The organism is Cohnella nanjingensis, from assembly GCF_014212125.1.
In the GTDB taxonomy this organism is placed as follows: Bacteria; Bacillota; Bacilli; order Paenibacillales; family Paenibacillaceae; genus Cohnella; species Cohnella nanjingensis.
The window spans coordinates 138,904-154,042 of sequence record NZ_JACJVP010000041.1 but is presented as its reverse complement, the minus strand read 5'-3'; the positions used below and the strand labels follow the sequence as shown (position 1 = coordinate 154,042).

The window sequence follows — 15,139 nt, the reverse complement described above, 5'->3', positions numbered from 1 at the left end:
TCGATTGATCATAGGCGTTGGAATAGACCTTGCGGATATCGGCAGATTCGACAAGATGCTAAGGAAGAAAGACGATCTGCTGATCGAACGGCTGCTGTCGGATAACGAGATGCCGGCCTTTCGGGCCTTGACGGGCGATCGCCGCCGCGCCGAGTGGCTCGCCGGCCGCTTCGCGGCCAAGGAAGCGCTCATGAAGGCGCTTGGCTTGGCTTTGCCTGAGGGGATCGGCATGCGGGATATCGAGGTGATGCCCGATCGGCTGGGCCGTCCGGTCCTCGCGTTGTCCGCAGCCGTCCGGCGGCAGCTCGATTCGCCTTGCACCTGTCATCTCAGCATTACGCATACGGCGGCGACCGCGGGCGCGATCGTCGTGATCGAGCGGGAGGTTCGCGCATGAGAAGCGTCCATCTAGCGGGCATCCCGCTGCTCATAGGCATGCTCCTCTTGGCGGCTTGCGGCGCGGAGGGGAAGGCAACGAGACTGGCGGCCTCTCCCAACGGGTCCAACGGATTCGTCGTGACGCCCGTGAAGCGGTCGGTCTCGGAGGCGGATCTCGCCTACTATTCGCCGCAAATGAAAGCGATCTATGCGCGAGGGAGCCTTCGGGTCGCCATGCCCGCGATGGATCGCAAGCCCTTCTTTTACAACAATGACGAAGGCGTCCTGTCCGGAAGCGACGTGGCATTGGCTGCGGATATGGCAGCGCAGCTGGGCGTAGGCGTCGAATATGTGCGAACGGCCGACTCCTTCGAAGAAGTGGTGAATCAGATCGCCTCGGGACAGGCGGACGTCGCCGTATCGAAGCTAAGCGCAACCTTGCCGAGAGCGCAGAAAGTGCTGTTCTCCAACCCGTATCTGATGCTGCACCAAGGCTTATTGCTTAATCGGCTGGCCATCGCGCGGCTCGGTTCCGCGAGCCAAGACCCTCTGGAGATCCTCGGCCAGGCGAAGGTCAAGATCGGCGTCATCGCCGGGACCTCCTATGTCAGCTACGCGAATCTCCTGTTCCCGGAAGCCGAGGTCGTCCAATACGCAACGCCGCAGGCAGCGATGGATGCCGCTATCCAAGGCGAGGTGGCGGCGATCTACTACGATGAATTGCAATTAAAGCAGCTGCTCGCGAATAATCCCGATCGCTCCATCGACCTGCAGCTGCACCTCATGCCGGATCAAGTCGATCTGATCGCGATCGCGATTCCGCCCGACGACGTCCGGCTGCTTACCTGGGTCAACTTGTATTTGCAGAGCAATCAGGCGCGAATCGATAGCTTGCTTGTTGCCTACGGGATGAAGTCGGCGGGAGGGACCGGTTCGACTGTCGCCCGATAAGCCGTTACCGTTGCTTCTTGTTTGCCGCGTTCCTCGCATCCTCATCGATCCAACCGCCGCACGGCATTTAGGAACCGGATTTGAGCTTGAACTCCTTCATGATCTGATCCCATGCCGGGTCGAATCCGCGCCAATCGGCTCCTCGGGGGATCGAGACGGAAGCGACATGGGGCAAGCCCCACTCCTCGTCTCGCACTTCGCGCTCCAGTCCGTTGTTCACGATGAGGAGGCGGAACCGGCCGGGCACGATCGCACGAAGCGCGCGGTACAGCTGCTGCGCCTCCGTCTTGGACGTGTCGCTGCGGACGAAGCAGACGGGCCCTTTTTTGACGGCGGTCAAAAAGGCGTGCACGCGGCGATCGATCTTCATCTTAAAGTCGGGATAGCCGTCCGTCCACCGGGGAAAGAGCGGGAAGTCGTGATAGGAGACAATCGCATATTCGTTGTCTCTCACGACGTACTTGTCGGGCTCCCTCCCCGCCAGCTCGAGCCGCTCCAAGTCCATAAAGCCGCCGAACCGGTTGCGGATCAGACGAGCCACGTCGGGAACGGAACGGGAGATGAACCAATCGAGCGGACCCGCGAACTTCCGCAACTGCAGCCTCCTCAGCTGATAAGCGGTCTGACAAGTGGAGCCCAGGCTGATAAAAGATCCGTAAGTCCCCGCACCGTCCTGCCATCTCATCTGGTTCACTCCTCGTCAGGGGTAGAAGCGACACTCCTGCAGTATATCGAGGGGGCGCGAGTCGCGTAACGGTACAGGCATCTATTTTTTTGGCGAGGGAACGGCTCCTTTATCCGGTATCCATATGCATCGGGACTTCCACATTCCGGGACGCGGGTGTAGACTCATCTTAGCATCGGACGACGCGTCCATAGGAAGGGAGAGAACGCGATGAATTTCAAGATGAACGAAGCGATCGAGGTACTGGAGCGTACGCCGCAGACACTGGCGCACCTCCTGTCGGGACTGTCGGACGGATGGTTGCACGCCGACGAGGGGGAAGGGACTTGGACGGTCGCGGAGGTCGTCGATCATCTCATCGAGGGAGAGCGCGCGAACTGGATTCCCCGGCTGGAATGGCTGCTCCGGGAAGGGGAGGGACGGCCGTTTCCTCCGTTCGACCGGTTCGCGCATCTGGAGGGACAGACGGCGCGGTCGATCGAAGCGCGGCTTCAGGCGTTCGCCGAGCTGCGTGCGGCCAACCTCGTCCGGCTTCGGGAACTCGTCGATCCGGCTGTCGATCTCGAGCGGACCGGCTTGCATCCCGCATTCGGCGTAGTGAAGCTTAGGGAGCTGCTGTCGACCTGGGCGGTTCACGATATGACGCATATCTCGCAGATCGTACGGGTCATGGCCGAGCGCTACAGAGCGGACGTGGGACCTTGGACGGCCTATCTGGGGATTCTAAGGAGGAAGTAAACCATGGATGGGAATAAAATCGCGTACGTATCCGTCGACGACTATATCTCGAACTATCCGCCCGCCGTTCAGCAGATCCTCCAAACGTTAAGGAAGGAGATTCAAGCGTCGGCGCCGGACGCCAAGGAGAAGATCAGTTACCAGATGCCGACGTTCGATCTGCAGGGGAGTCTGGTGCATTTCGCCGCGTACAAGCATCATATCGGCTTCTACCCGGGGGCGGACGGGATCGCCGCCTTTCAAGCGGAGCTGTCGGGGTACAAAGGGGCGAAAGGATCGGTTCAATTCCCGATCGACAAGCCGCTGCCTTACGGCTTAATCGCCAAGATCGTGAAGTATCGCGCCGCCCGGAACCTGGAGCGGGCGGAAGCGAAGCGGAGCGGGAATAAGAAGTCCTAGCTAGCGCGGCGCGCCCGACGGAGCGAACGTGCTGCGAACTCGCTAACGTACGGCATTCTACAATGCCGCACGCGTCTCGGCCTCGTCGCGTCTCCGGACGAGCGACTTGTTTTCCCATTTGCGGCTCTTCCAGCGGAAGAAGAGGATAATGCCTCTTAGCCATTCGTCCACGATGAACGCCGACCACATGCCGAGAAGTCCATACTCCAGCCTGATCCCTAGCAAATAGGTGAGCGGAAGGCTGAACAGCCAAGTGACGGCGATCGATACGGTCATCGGGTATTTGGCGTCTCCGGCGGCTTGGAGCGACTTCTCCAGGATGACGTTGAAGTTGCGTCCGGGCTCCAGCAGGAAGCTCAGGAGCAAGAGCGTCGCGCCGAGCGAGACGATCTCATGGTCGCGAGTGAACAGTTGAAGCAGCGGAATCCGGACGAGGCACAGGACGCAGACGCCCGCCAGCGTGATGAGCAGGCTTCGCCGGAGATTGGCGAACACTTCCCGGTAAGCGAGCTCCCGCTGGCCGGCTCCGATCTTGCGGCCGACGAGGATCTGTCCGCCGCGTCCGAGCGATTGGGCCAGGATCATGACGATGAACATGATGTTCTGCGTGTACACCTTCGTCGTCATCATCTGGGCGCCGAGCGTCGCGATGAACGCCAGAATGACGAATTGGCTCGCGGAATACGACAGCGTGACGGCCGAGGATGGGATGCCGATGCGCAGCACCTTCTTCACGTGCTCTTTCCGCCAGCGGACGAAGTAGCGCCACAGAACCGGCGCCCCTGACACCTTGCGCAGCAGGATGAAGTAGACGACGAGCCCGATGCATTGGCTGGTAGCCGTCGAGATCGCGACGCCCGTCACGCCGAGCTTCGGCACGCCCAGCAGCCCGTAAATAAAAAAGCAGTTGCCGATGACGTTCAGGACGTTCATGCCGAGCGCGACCATCATCGTCTGACGCGTATATCCGTAGGACTGGATGATCGCGACGAGCGCGGTCAGCACCGCTTGGATGAACAAGGCGCCTCCGGCCACGTACAAATAGCGCTGCGCCAAATGGAACAGCGTCGGATCGAGTCCGAATATGTGGAGTAGCGGCCCGCTCAGGGAGACGACCAACGCGCTGAGGGCGGCGCCGAACAAGAAGTTGACGCCGACCGACGAGCCCGCCAGCCGTCCAAGCTCGCTCTCCCGGCGGGCGCCGAGATATTGCGAGACGACGACGGCGGAGCCGATCGACACGAAGGCGAAGACGAGCATCGCCATCTGGATGATCTGGTTGGCGACGCCGACCGCGGCCACCGCGTCGTCGGACACTTGGCTGAGCATGAACGTGTCCGCGATGCGCATGAACATTTGCAGCCCGGATTCGATGAAGATCGGCCAGGTGAGGGCGAACAGCGTAAGCTCGCGCGTCTTGGTGGATGTCATCGGGTCCGGGCTCCTTTGTTCACCGTGCGGCGAGTATTCTTGATTTGGGCGAAGCCGAGAAATTCGGGTTAGAGCACGGCCAAAGCAGCCTTCGCCACGTGTAACCCGATAAATTCGGCTTAGCGCACGAATATGGCGGTTTTTGCCGCGTGTAACCCGAAAAATTCGGGTTAGAACACGGTCAAAGCGGCCTTCGCCACATGTAACCCGAAAAATTCGGGTTAGAGCACGGCCAAAGAGGCCTTCGCCGCGTGTAACCCGAAAAATTCGGGTTAGAGCACGGCCAAAGCGGTTTTTGCCGCGTGTAACCCGAAAAATTCGGGTTAGAGCACGGCCAAGGCGGCCTTCGCCGCGTGGGTTAGCGACGCTGTGCACGCAAAGGCAGCCCGCGATCAGACGGCGTACGCCTGCTTGATCTTGGCAAGGCCGTGGCGCGCCGTCTCCAGCGCGGTCCGTCCGCCATAGTCCGGCGCGAACAGCTCGAGCGATAGGAAGCCGCGATAGCCGCAGGCCGCCAGGGCGGCGGCTAACTGCGCGGAAGGCGCGATCCCGTCGCCGGGGAACAGCCGGTCGGCGTCCGTGATCGTCTCTCGCGGAGGCGAGGAAGGGTAGTCGTTGGCGTGGACGATCCCGATGTCCTCCTTGCGCAGGCGGGACAGGTCGTTCAGGTCGCTGCCTCCCGTATAGAGGTGGAACGGATCGAGGAGCAGGGGAACCTGCTCTACGCCGCTGAGCCGCGCCACTTCGATCGCTTCGCCTAGCCGGGACAGCCGCCGGGCTCGGCCCCAGAACTCCAGGATCGGCACGATGCCATAGCCCCGCGCTTGCTCCGCGAGCGCCGCATAGCGGGCCGCCAGCTCCTCCGCCGTCGCGTCCGCCACGTCGCCGAACGGCGGGGCGGCGAAGGACGGACAACCGAGCTCCGCGAGCAGCGTCAGCTCCTCGTCGGTCTGCCGTCGGCCGCGGGCGCGAACGTCCTCGTCGGTATCCGCCCAAGGGATGAACGAGATCGCGCCCGCGATCTCGATGCCGAGATCGGCCGCCTCGCGGCGAAGCGCCGCGACGGAGCCTCCGCCTTGCGCATAGGCCTGCAGATCCTTCATCCAGATCTCGATGCCTTCGTAACCGGCCTCCGCGGCCGTGCGGATCTGCGCCCGGATGTCCAGTTCATAAGGAAATAATGTCGATGCGTTCAGCGAAACGCGAAACGGAAATTCGCCCATGATCGATCCCCTCTCGTATCTAATCTCGCAATCTTAACGGACTATCGAATCCCACTATCGACCCTCACAATCGAACGAACCTCACTACCGAATCTCACTACCGAATCCCACTATCGAACCTCACTATCGAACCTCACTATCGAACCTCACTATCGAACCTCACTATCGAACCTCACTATCGAACCTCACTATCGAACCTCACTATCGAATCCCACTATCGAACCTCACTATCGAACGAACTTCACTACCGAATCCCGCTACCGAATCCCACTATCCGATCCCGCCGCCTATCGCTCTCCGAAGAACACCCGGTTTGGCGGATAGAGCGATTCGCCGCCGGTGACGGCAGCCAGATCCGCGTACCTGGGGTGGTAATGCTTGTTGCGGTATTCGGTCGCCGTGACGGCTTTGGTCGCCTTGAATACGCGGCTGAAGTAGTTCTGGTCCGCGAATCCGACCTCGAACGCGATCTCCTTCACGCTCTTCTGTCCGTGCAGCAGCAGCTGGCAGGCCAGCTCGATCCGCCGGCGGGTGATCGCCTCCTTCGGCGTATAGCCGAGGTGGCGGACGAACGAGCGGGACAGATGCTCCGGCGTCCACCCGACTCGGCCGGCCAGCGTCTCGACGGAGAGCGGCGCGGGAATGGCCTGTTCGACGATCCGCAGCGCCTTCTCGATCTGCGGCGGGAGCCGGACCGCTTCGCCGGACGTCGGACCGTCGCCGGGGAGGTAGTGGATCTCCGCCAGCAGGGAGAGCAGCAGCAGGCTGCCGCTCTCCTGCAGCCGTTCCGGATGCAGATGGGCGATCGCCAGCATCTGCTTCAGGAGCGAGACGAGGAAGTCCCCCGCGTAAGGGATGACGGAAGGACCGAAGGGCATCAGCAGCGGCAGCGCGGCGACGGGGAAGTCCCGCAGCCAGAAATGAACGAACAAATGCCGCGTCGGCTCATGCCGATCATAGCGGTAGCTGTGAACCTCTCCCGGGCGAGTGACGATAAAGCAGGGCTCCCGGAGCGTATATTCCCGTTCGCCGACCCGATAGACCGTGCCCGTGCCCTCGGGAAAGTAGAGCAGCTCGTAATCGGGGATATCCCGCTCGGCCAGTCCCGATCCCGGCTTCATGACGAAGTCGCCGAGGACGTGGATGGCGGGCAGCCGCGTCGCCGATCGCACCGCAGGCACGGGGCCGGGGCCGTCGTCCCGGTTGATGATGACGTACATGCCGGTCTCCGCTTAGGGGCGCGGGGCCGGCTTGCGGATCAGATCCATCGCGGCCAGGTTGCGGTAGCTGATCGCCAGGCTCTCGAACGGATCGCGTCGTCCGGCGTCCTGCTCCACGACGAGCCATTCGGTGCCGGCGCCGGCTGCCGCTTCCGCGATGGCGCGGAAGTCGAGCACGCCTTCGCCGATCTCGGCGAAGAAGCGCTCTTCGCCCGGCTCCATGTCCTTGACGTGCAGCAGCGGGCAGCGTCCCGCCCACTTGGCGATATAGGCCGCGGGATCTTCCCCGCCCTTGGCGATCCAGTACGTATCGAGCTCCAGCTGGACGAGGCGGGGATCGGTCTCCCGCATGATCAGATCGAGCACGTATTCGCCGTCGAACTTCCGGAACTCCCAGTCGTGATTATGATAGAGGAACGTTAGGTTGCCCGCGCGGCACAGCTCTCCGATCTCGTTCAGCCGCTCCGCCTTGCGAAGCGCGTCTTCCTTGGAGTCGAACAGGAGCGAGATCGCGACGTACTTGCCGCCGGCTTGGTGCAGGTAGTCGATCAGGCGGTCGAAGTCGACGTCGAAGCTGTTGAAGGAGGCATGCGAGCCGATGACCTTCAGGCCGAGCGCGTCCAGCGCCTTCAACTGCTCCGCGACGGTGACGCCTTCCGGCGGCAAGCCGAGCTCGATGCCCTCGTAGCCGATCGCGGCCAGCTTCTCGAGCGTCCCGAAGTAATCTTGGCCCAGCGCTTCGCGGACGGTATACGGTTGAATGGCGATAGGGAATCGATTCATAGGAGCACGTCCTTTCGGATAATGGTCGTTCGTCGTTCAGTCGAGACGGTTGTACTTGAGGCCGAGCGGCAGCGGCTCCGGGCGGTCCGCGGCAGACGCCAGCGGGATGTGCCGGCCTTCGTTCGACGATTCGAAGATGGCGAGCGAGATATCCAGCACGTGACGGGCCAGACGGCCGCTCGCGCGATGCGGCCGGCCGGTGCGGATCGCATACGCCATGTCCGCGACGCCGATGCCGCGGGTATCCTCGTTGAAGCCGTGGGCGATCGGAACTTCCTTCGTCTGTCCGTTCGGGAACTGGATGAGGATCGATCCGCCGAAGAAGTTCGGATCGGGCAGGGTCATGTTGCCCTCCGTGCCGAAGATCTCCAGCCGCGGCATATACCCGAAGCTCTCCTTGGCCGCCTGCAGACTGCCGGTCGCGCCCGAGTGGAAGTCGAGCACCGCGGAGACGTTCGTGGGCGCTTCTACCGGCACCTTGGCTCCGTAGCTGGGCGACTTCGGGTTCTGGATCGTCATCTCGCGAATTAACTGCTGCGCGGTGCCGCTCACCCGGCGGACCGGGCCGAGCAGGAAGACGAGCGCCGTCAGGTAGTAAGGGGCCATGTCCATGATCGGATCTCCGCCGAGCTTCAGGAAGTTCCGGAAGTTCGGATGCATGCCGTTCGCAGCGTTGCCCATGATGATCGTGCCGTTCGCGGAGTAGGGCGTGCCGATCCAGCCTTCGTCGATCAGCTTGCGGCACGTCTGCAGCCCTCCGCCGAGGAACGTGTCCGGCGCGCAGCCGACGAGCAGCCCCTTGGCCTCGGCCAGCTGCAGCACTTCGTCCGCGTCCTCCCGCGTAAGCGCGAACGGCTTCTCCGAATAGACGTGCTTGCCGGCTTGAAGCGCTTGCAAGTCCACGGACGCGTGAACGGCCGGCGCGGTCAGGTTTAGGACGATCTCGATCTCGGGATCGGCCAGCAGCTCCTCCACGGTGCAGGCGTTCGGCACGCCGAACTGCTCCGCGCGGCTGCGGGCCAGCTCCGGCACCAGATCGGCAACCGCTTTCACTTCCACAATGCCGTCGAACGTTTCCGTCAAGTTTTTCAAGTAAATCCCGCTGATTTGCCCGGTTCCGATGACGCCGACTTTGACTTTGCGCATCCTAGTCCCTCTCCTCTGCAATCGCGTGTCTTATTCCCATTATTGCGTAAAGGCGCGTCTATCACAATGGAGAAAGCAGGTGAATCGCTGGACAAATCTGATCTGGAGCGATCGGCGAACGACCGGTCAGACCCGTCCGCCCGATTGCCCCAATATGCCCCAGAAGGTCCGCATCGCCGGACTGACCAGCTTGTTGCGGTGCCGGACGGCATAGATATATCTCTGCTCCGTCCATCCGGGAATCGGATGGGAGCGGAGCTTGCCTTCCGCCAGCTCCGACTGGATGGCGCCTTCCGCGATCATGCCGTACCCCAATCCGTGCAGGACGGTCGACTTCAGCGCTTCGGTCCCGGATACCTCCATCGCGATATCGAAGGCGACTTGGTGGGCTTCGGCCCAACGGTCGATGAGCCTGCGGCTGATCGAGCCTTCCTCGTGGGAGATGTACGGATGCTCGCATAGCCGCTCGGGCGTCAGCTCGCCGGCATCGAGCGACGCCAACGGGTGCCGCGGAGGGAAGATGAGGACGAGATCGTCCCGTTTGATCGATTGCGCGACCAGGTCGGGATCGTGCATCTCCGTCTGCGAGATGATGCCGATGTCCAATTCGTACCGCTTGATCTTGTCCAAGATGACGGGGGCCGGGCGTACATCCATTAACAGGGAGAGACGAGGCATCGGCTCTTTCAGCTCCGCGAGCAGCGAAGGGAGCAAGTACGTAGCCGGCGTATGGGTGCTGCCGATCGCCAGCTTGCCTGCCGCCATGCCTCGATGCTCCTCCATGATCGACTGCGCTTCGGTCGAGAGCGCGCTGATCTGCGTCGCGTAATGATAGAAGGCTTTGCCCGCCTCGGTCAGACGGATGACGTGATAGGAGCGGGTATGGAACAGCGCGACGCCCAGCTCCTCCTGCAGCTTGTTCAAATGGAACGTCACGGTGGGCTGGGTGACCTCCAATTGCTGCGCCACCAGATAGAGCTTCTTCAGTTCCACGGTAAGCACGAATGCTTTCAATTGTTGCAAGTTCACCGGTCGAAGCCTCGCTTTCGTCTGCACGTATCATTCATAATATTAAGCTTATCATAAATTTCATAGATTTTATTTTAAAACTAGTTAACTTGGCGTTGATTCGGAGAAGAAACGGATCCTATACGCTAGAGTTGCATTCCAGTTCGCAACCAAACGGAGGGTGACATGAACGTATTCAAGAGCAAGAGAAGCATCTGGCTGACGACGGCTGTGGCGGCGATGACGCTGTTGGCGGGCTGCGGCGGCGCGAACGGCGGCGCCGGCAGCGCAGAACCGGAGCCGACGGGGACAGTGAAGGCGTCGGAAGCGTCCGCAAGCACGGCGAGCGCGACGGGGGATACGCAGACGCAGATGGCCGATCAGGATACCGGCAAGAAGATCTATTTGTACGGGAACGACTTTGTCGACTTGATTGCCCCCAAGTTCGCCCAGGAGACGGGCTATCAGATCGAAGCCGTTCATTACGGCGGCGGCGAAGCGCTGGCGAAGATCGAGGCCGAGCAGGGCAACCCGCAATGGGACGTCTTGATGATGGACGGGCACGGCTCGGTGCGCAGCCTCGCGGACCGCGGCTTCCTGATGACCGGCTGGGAGCCGGACAATCTATCGAAGCTGACGCAGCTGGGCGCTTCGCTGGTGCCTGCCGACCGGGCATACTTCCCCATCGGTATCCATGCATCCGCCGTCATCGCCTACAATACGAAGCTCGTGTCCGCCGACCGCGCGCCCAAGACTTGGGACGAATTCTTCGCCTACGACGGTCCGGTCGGACATGCCGATCCCGCCGTGGCGGCGCCGGGCTATCCGCTGGTATCGGCCTTCTTCGAGAGATGGGGAATCCCTGAGGCGGAGAAGCTATACGCCGACCGCTTCAAGAAAGGGCTCCGGATCTATCCGAAGAACGGCGCCGTCGGCAAAGCGCTGCTGAGCGGCGAGATTCAAGTCGCCGCGCTGCAGGAGCACAACGCCTACGAGCTCAAGCTGTCCGGCGAGCCGGTCGAGATCGTCTGGCCGAAGGAAGGCGCCCCGGGCAGCCTGCGCGTCGTCGCGATCAGCAAGCATACCAAGAATCCGGCGGCCGCCAAGGCGTTCGTCGAATACATGATGAAGCCGGAGACCCAGGCGATGCTGACCGCGCTGGAGACGACGGACAGCTTCTTCACGCCGCTGGCCGAAGGCGTGTCTACGCGCAGCGAGCGCGAGCCGAACGGCGCGTTCCTGCTGCCGTCGGCCGAGTGGGCGGCGGAGCATGAAGTCGAGATCAAGACCTGGTTCGCCGACCAGAGCGCGAAGTAGGGACCGGATCGATGAATGCTGAGGCGCGATTGGGAGGCGGGGTCACCCTCCTCCTGTTCGTTTTGATCTTTCTGCCGCTGCTTGCCGTCTTGGTCAATGTCCTCTTCCCGGGGGTGTTTTTTGGAAAGCCGCATTTCGGCGGCTTTGGGTTGCTCGGCGAGATTTTTCACCGTCCGCTGTGGCGCAAGTCGCTGCTGAATTCGACAGTGCTGGCGCTGGGTGCCGCTTCGCTAGGCACCGTCATGGGAGGCGCGCTAGCCACCGTCCGGGCGCGTTGGCAATTTGCTTCGGCTCGGCTGCTGGATTTGACGGCGTGGGTGCTGCTCATCGCTCCGTCGTTCATGATCGCTCAGGGTTGGGTGCTGTTCGCCAGCAGGGACGGGCTCGTGAACGAATGGCTGGGTTGGTCGTGGGTCCCCGCATTTATCTTCCAGCCCGCAGGGCTCGTATTCGTCATGGCGCTGAGCAAGTTTCCGCTGGCCTACCTAGCGATATTGGCGGCCACGGAGTGGAACGTCAACCAATTCGGCCAAGCCGCGCGGCTGAACGGCGCCCGTCCATGGACCGTATGGCGCACGATCGAGCTGCCCTTGTCCCGTCCGTCCTACCTGGCGGGCTGGACGCTCGTCTTCATGGATACGATCGGAGACTTCGGCCTGCCCGCGGCGCTGGCCACCGTGTATAAGTTTCCGACGCTGACTTATTCCATCTACTCGGCCATCTATCAATCTCCCGTGCGCTTCGATATGGCGGGCGTCCTCGCCTTCTATCTGGTCGTGCTGCTCGTCCTGGCCATGGGGCTGCTGATGTTCTCGATCCGCCGCTCCCGCTTCGACTTCCTGAACGCGCGAGCCGTGAAGACGGTCAAGATCAAGCCGAGATCTACCTGGCTGTTGAATATCGTCGTCGGTTGCTTCCTGCTGCTCTGTCTCGGCATTCCGATCGGGACGAGCGCCGTCGTATCGCTGATGAAGACCGCTGGCGGCGGCTTGACATGGGACAACCTGACGTTTGCTTCTTATCGGGAGTTGTTCGCCGGAGCGGCGGGAGACCACGAGCTGCTCGGCTATCTGGCAGGTCTCTCCCATTCGCTGACCATTGCGGCGTTCGCGGCGGTCTTCAGCATGCTGATCGGGTTTGCGGCCGCATACGTGCTGAGCTTCACGGAGTCCCGGTTCCGGTCGGCGCTGCAGCTGTTCTCGATCGTATCGCTGGCGGTTCCCGGCGTCGTGCTCGGGATCGGCTACATCTTTATATGGAATCAGAGATGGCTGGAGCCGGTGGGTCTGCATCTGTACGGTACGCCGTCTCTGCTCGTCATCGCGGGGATCGCGGGAGCGATCCCTTATGCGGTGCGCGTTCAGCTCGGCGCCTTCGGCAATTTGTCCGGCACGATGCTGAAGGCCGCGGCGATCCAGGGAGCCGGCCTGTTCGACCGGATGCGCCATATCGTATTGCCGATCGTTCGCCAATCGCTGCTCCTGGCGACGCTTGCTTCTTTCGGCACGAGCATCTTCGATCTGGCGCTCGCTTCGATGCTGAAGCCCGCCAACTACTCGCTCATGCCGCTCGTCATCGATCGGGCATTCGAATTCTCGCGCTATGGCTACGCTACGGCGGCTACGGTGGTAAGCTGCGGGGCGGTCGTCCTAATCATCGTAATCGCGCAAGCAGCCGGCAGGAGGTTGCTCGGCATAGGGGACCGAAGCGGAACTAGGAGGAAGGATCGTTGAATCAGATACTTCGCGTAAAAGGCATATCCAAATCGTTCGGAACGCAGCAGGTGCTGAGGCCGATCTCGTTCGAGGTCGGAGAGGGAGAACGCATCTGCATACTCGGACCTAGCGGCTGCGGCAAATCGACGCTGCTGCAAGTGGTGGCCGGTCTGGCGCGGGCCGATGCGGGCGAGATCGAGATGAGGGGCGTTACGGTCGAAGGCGGCCGGCGCTATATCCCGCCGGAGAACAGACCGGTCAATATGGTGTTTCAGGATTATGCGCTCTGGCCCCATATGACGGTCCGGCAAAATATCGAATACGGCATGAAGCGTCGGAAGACCGAGCGGGGCGAGATGGAGCGGCGGCTGAAGTCGCTTCAGTCGCTGCTGAAGCTGGACGGTCTGCTGGATCGCCTGCCGGCTCAACTGTCCGGAGGGCAGCAGCAGCGGGTCGGCATCGCGCGAGCGCTGGCCACCGAACCGAAGCTGCTCCTGATGGACGAGCCGCTGTCCAACCTGGATATTAAGCTGCGCACCGACATGCGGGGCGAGCTCGCCCGAATGCTGGGCGAGCTGTCGATCGCCACCCTGTACGTCACGCATGACCGGATGGAGGCGTTCACGATCGCCGACCGGATCCTGGTGCTGCGCGACGGACGCATCGATCAGCTCGGACCGCCCGAGGAGCTGTTCGATCGGCCTGCCAGCCCTTGGGTCGCGCAGCTCATGGGCTATCACAACCGGATCGAAGTCGCGTTCGAGGATCGGGATCGCTCAGTAGGGCGAGTTGCCGGTACGCCGATAAATGGCCGGCGGCCGGATTCAGCAGCAGGCTCGGGGAACCGCGGCGTGATGATGCTTCATCCGGAGAGCATTGCCGTTCAAGCCGAAGGGGCCCCGAACGGATCGAACAGCCTGCCGGTGAAGGTGGCGCAGTCGATCTATGAGGGCACGCGGTGGCGTTTAATTGTTGAGACGGCGGATGGACAGCCGCTGCATCTGTTTCATGCCGGGAGGGTAGATCCTGGTCGCGCTATGACGCTCTTTCTTCCTCCGGAGCGTACGATGCTCTACGAGGCAACGGAGTCCGTCCATGGGTAGATTATTCGTCATATCGGATATTCACGGATACGGTTATTTGCTTGAGCGGCTGCTACGGGAGGCGGGTTATCGTTCGGCGGAGGACCGGCTGTTTCTGCTCGGCGATTACGTGAACAAAGGACCCGATTCCTTGGGGACGCTGGAATACGTCGATCGGCTGTGCGCGGCGGGAGCCGTCGCCCTGCAGGGGAACAACGAGCGGAAGTGGCTGCTGCAGATGCCGCGGGAGATCGCGTTAGATCCTGTCGAGGAGCAGCGTTGTCGAAGCATCATCGCCAAGATGCCGTTATGGGCCCGCTGCGGCCGGTTTCTGTTCGTGCACGCGGGCTTGCGTCCGGCCATTCCGATGGCCCTTCAATCGGCCGAAGATCTAACGACGATCCGGGAGCCGTTCCACCAATCGCCTGCCCCGACGGGCAACATCGTCGTGTTCGGACATACCTCCACCTTCCGCTTCGGCGTCCGTCCCGACGCCCTCTGGTTCGGCGACGGCAAGATCGGCATCGATACCGGAGCGGGACATGGCCATTATCTAAGCTTGGTCGAATTGACGGAGGGGTGGCAATGGTCGGTCCCGGTATCGCCGCCGTCTCCGATTCGTCGAATTCGGGTGCCGATTTCTAAGTTCAAATAGGGATTAGCGGAATCCTCCTTCCAATCATTTGCTTCCATCGGACTATTGAAGAATCTCATACAGCGAACAACGTGCAACAGGCTGTTCCGCGAGCGCCGGCTCGCGGGATAGCCTGTTTTTGTTCGCCCGCGGAAGGACGCAAGGGCGGCCGACAAGGGGAGAATCTGACGATCTTAACGATTTCCTTACTTTTCTTAATGTCCAGGGGCCGTCTCCGTCTTCTACTCTCCGTCTTTTACAATGAAAAGGCATTCATACTTCGAGGGGGTCAAAGGAGCATGATCAACAAAAAAGCGCTCGCGGCGACGACGCTTGCGGCGACCCTGACGGGTTCTTTGATAGCGCTATATTGAATATAATGTTATAATGTTTACAATCACATTACAAACTGGGGGGAGTTCAGTGGAG

15 protein-coding genes are annotated in these 15,139 nt (G+C 61.6%); 8 read left to right on the top strand and 7 right to left on the bottom strand.

The window, feature by feature from the left end; all coding sequences use genetic code 11:
* Nucleotides 1-4 precede the first annotated feature (4 nt).
* Both acpS and H7C19_RS24030 read left to right on the top strand, forming a co-directional pair.
* Nucleotides 5-397, top strand: a complete 393-nt coding sequence (gene acpS / locus H7C19_RS24035) for a holo-ACP synthase (RefSeq protein WP_185671611.1) — start codon at nt 5-7, stop codon at nt 395-397.
* Nucleotides 394-1,329: an ABC transporter substrate-binding protein gene (locus H7C19_RS24030; RefSeq protein WP_185671610.1), complete on the top strand. Its 936-nt coding sequence runs from the start codon at nt 394-396 to the stop codon at nt 1,327-1,329. Before acpS ends, H7C19_RS24030 begins: the two co-directional genes overlap by 4 nt.
* A 67-nt stretch (nt 1,330-1,396) precedes the next feature.
* On the opposite strand, the gene H7C19_RS24025 is transcribed toward H7C19_RS24030, so the two are convergent.
* Nucleotides 1,397-2,014, bottom strand: coding sequence for a DUF1796 family putative cysteine peptidase (locus H7C19_RS24025; RefSeq protein WP_185671609.1), 618 nt, complete (start codon nt 2,012-2,014; stop codon nt 1,397-1,399).
* A gap of 210 nt (nt 2,015-2,224) precedes the next feature.
* Between H7C19_RS24025 and H7C19_RS24020 the strand changes: the two genes are divergently transcribed.
* Both H7C19_RS24020 and H7C19_RS24015 read left to right on the top strand, forming a co-directional pair.
* Nucleotides 2,225-2,752: a DinB family protein gene (locus H7C19_RS24020; protein ID WP_185671608.1), complete on the top strand. Its 528-nt coding sequence runs from the start codon at nt 2,225-2,227 to the stop codon at nt 2,750-2,752.
* 3 nt (nt 2,753-2,755) lie between these two features.
* Complete coding sequence (locus H7C19_RS24015; RefSeq protein ID WP_185671607.1) at nt 2,756-3,151, top strand: iron chaperone; 396 nt, start codon at nt 2,756-2,758, stop codon at nt 3,149-3,151.
* Between the two features lie 57 nt (nt 3,152-3,208).
* On the opposite strand, the gene H7C19_RS24010 is transcribed toward H7C19_RS24015, so the two are convergent.
* From H7C19_RS24010 to H7C19_RS23985, 6 genes are all read right to left on the bottom strand, one after another.
* Complete coding sequence (locus H7C19_RS24010; protein WP_185671606.1) at nt 3,209-4,582, bottom strand: MATE family efflux transporter; 1,374 nt, start codon at nt 4,580-4,582, stop codon at nt 3,209-3,211.
* A gap of 392 nt (nt 4,583-4,974) precedes the next feature.
* Nucleotides 4,975-5,805, bottom strand: coding sequence for a sugar phosphate isomerase/epimerase family protein (locus H7C19_RS24005; RefSeq protein WP_185671605.1), 831 nt, complete (start codon nt 5,803-5,805; stop codon nt 4,975-4,977).
* Between the two features lie 287 nt (nt 5,806-6,092).
* Nucleotides 6,093-7,025, bottom strand: coding sequence for a helix-turn-helix transcriptional regulator (locus H7C19_RS24000; protein WP_185671604.1), 933 nt, complete (start codon nt 7,023-7,025; stop codon nt 6,093-6,095).
* Between the two features lie 12 nt (nt 7,026-7,037).
* Nucleotides 7,038-7,808 (bottom strand): sugar phosphate isomerase/epimerase family protein, encoded by a 771-nt coding sequence (locus H7C19_RS23995; protein ID WP_185671603.1) that lies wholly within the window; start codon nt 7,806-7,808, stop codon nt 7,038-7,040.
* Between the two features lie 36 nt (nt 7,809-7,844).
* Nucleotides 7,845-8,954: a Gfo/Idh/MocA family protein gene (locus H7C19_RS23990; RefSeq protein WP_185671602.1), complete on the bottom strand. Its 1,110-nt coding sequence runs from the start codon at nt 8,952-8,954 to the stop codon at nt 7,845-7,847.
* Nucleotides 8,955-9,080: 126 nt separating this feature from the next.
* Nucleotides 9,081-9,983 carry a LysR substrate-binding domain-containing protein gene (locus tag H7C19_RS23985; RefSeq protein WP_185671601.1) on the bottom strand — a complete coding sequence of 301 codons (903 nt, stop codon included), beginning with the start codon at nt 9,981-9,983 and terminating at the stop codon, nt 9,081-9,083.
* A gap of 165 nt (nt 9,984-10,148) precedes the next feature.
* Between H7C19_RS23985 and H7C19_RS23980 the strand changes: the two genes are divergently transcribed.
* The 4 genes from H7C19_RS23980 to H7C19_RS23965 are packed head-to-tail and all read left to right on the top strand — an operon-like array spanning nt 10,149 to nt 14,731.
* A complete protein-coding gene (locus tag H7C19_RS23980; RefSeq protein ID WP_246469708.1) occupies nt 10,149-11,279 on the top strand; it encodes an extracellular solute-binding protein in 1,131 nt (376 codons plus the stop codon).
* Nucleotides 11,280-11,290: 11 nt separating this feature from the next.
* The gene (locus H7C19_RS23975) at nt 11,291-13,012 is read left to right on the top strand and encodes an ABC transporter permease (protein WP_185671600.1); all 1,722 of its coding nucleotides are present in this window, start codon (nt 11,291-11,293) and stop codon (nt 13,010-13,012) included.
* Nucleotides 13,009-14,097, top strand: a complete 1,089-nt coding sequence (locus H7C19_RS23970) for an ABC transporter ATP-binding protein (RefSeq protein WP_185671599.1) — start codon at nt 13,009-13,011, stop codon at nt 14,095-14,097. Before H7C19_RS23975 ends, H7C19_RS23970 begins: the two co-directional genes overlap by 4 nt.
* Complete coding sequence (locus tag H7C19_RS23965) at nt 14,090-14,731, top strand: metallophosphoesterase (protein WP_185671598.1); 642 nt, start codon at nt 14,090-14,092, stop codon at nt 14,729-14,731. Before H7C19_RS23970 ends, H7C19_RS23965 begins: the two co-directional genes overlap by 8 nt.
* Nucleotides 14,732-15,139 lie beyond the last annotated feature (408 nt).

Coding starts and splice junctions, on each gene's coding strand:
- H7C19_RS24000 (WP_185671604.1), bottom strand. CDS start 7,025: ATGTACGTCATCATCAACCGGGACGACGGCCCCGGCCCCGTGCCTGCG.
- H7C19_RS23975 (WP_185671600.1), top strand. CDS start 11,291: ATGAATGCTGAGGCGCGATTGGGAGGCGGGGTCACCCTCCTCCTGTTC.
- H7C19_RS23965 (WP_185671598.1), top strand. CDS start 14,090: ATGGGTAGATTATTCGTCATATCGGATATTCACGGATACGGTTATTTG.
- H7C19_RS24030 (WP_185671610.1), top strand. CDS start 394: ATGAGAAGCGTCCATCTAGCGGGCATCCCGCTGCTCATAGGCATGCTC.
- H7C19_RS24005 (WP_185671605.1), bottom strand. CDS start 5,805: ATGGGCGAATTTCCGTTTCGCGTTTCGCTGAACGCATCGACATTATTT.
- H7C19_RS23995 (WP_185671603.1), bottom strand. CDS start 7,808: ATGAATCGATTCCCTATCGCCATTCAACCGTATACCGTCCGCGAAGCG.
- H7C19_RS24015 (WP_185671607.1), top strand. CDS start 2,756: ATGGATGGGAATAAAATCGCGTACGTATCCGTCGACGACTATATCTCG.
- H7C19_RS23980 (WP_246469708.1), top strand. CDS start 10,149: ATGAACGTATTCAAGAGCAAGAGAAGCATCTGGCTGACGACGGCTGTG.
- H7C19_RS24010 (WP_185671606.1), bottom strand. CDS start 4,582: ATGACATCCACCAAGACGCGCGAGCTTACGCTGTTCGCCCTCACCTGG.
- H7C19_RS24025 (WP_185671609.1), bottom strand. CDS start 2,014: ATGAGATGGCAGGACGGTGCGGGGACTTACGGATCTTTTATCAGCCTG.
- H7C19_RS24020 (WP_185671608.1), top strand. CDS start 2,225: ATGAATTTCAAGATGAACGAAGCGATCGAGGTACTGGAGCGTACGCCG.
- H7C19_RS23990 (WP_185671602.1), bottom strand. CDS start 8,954: ATGCGCAAAGTCAAAGTCGGCGTCATCGGAACCGGGCAAATCAGCGGG.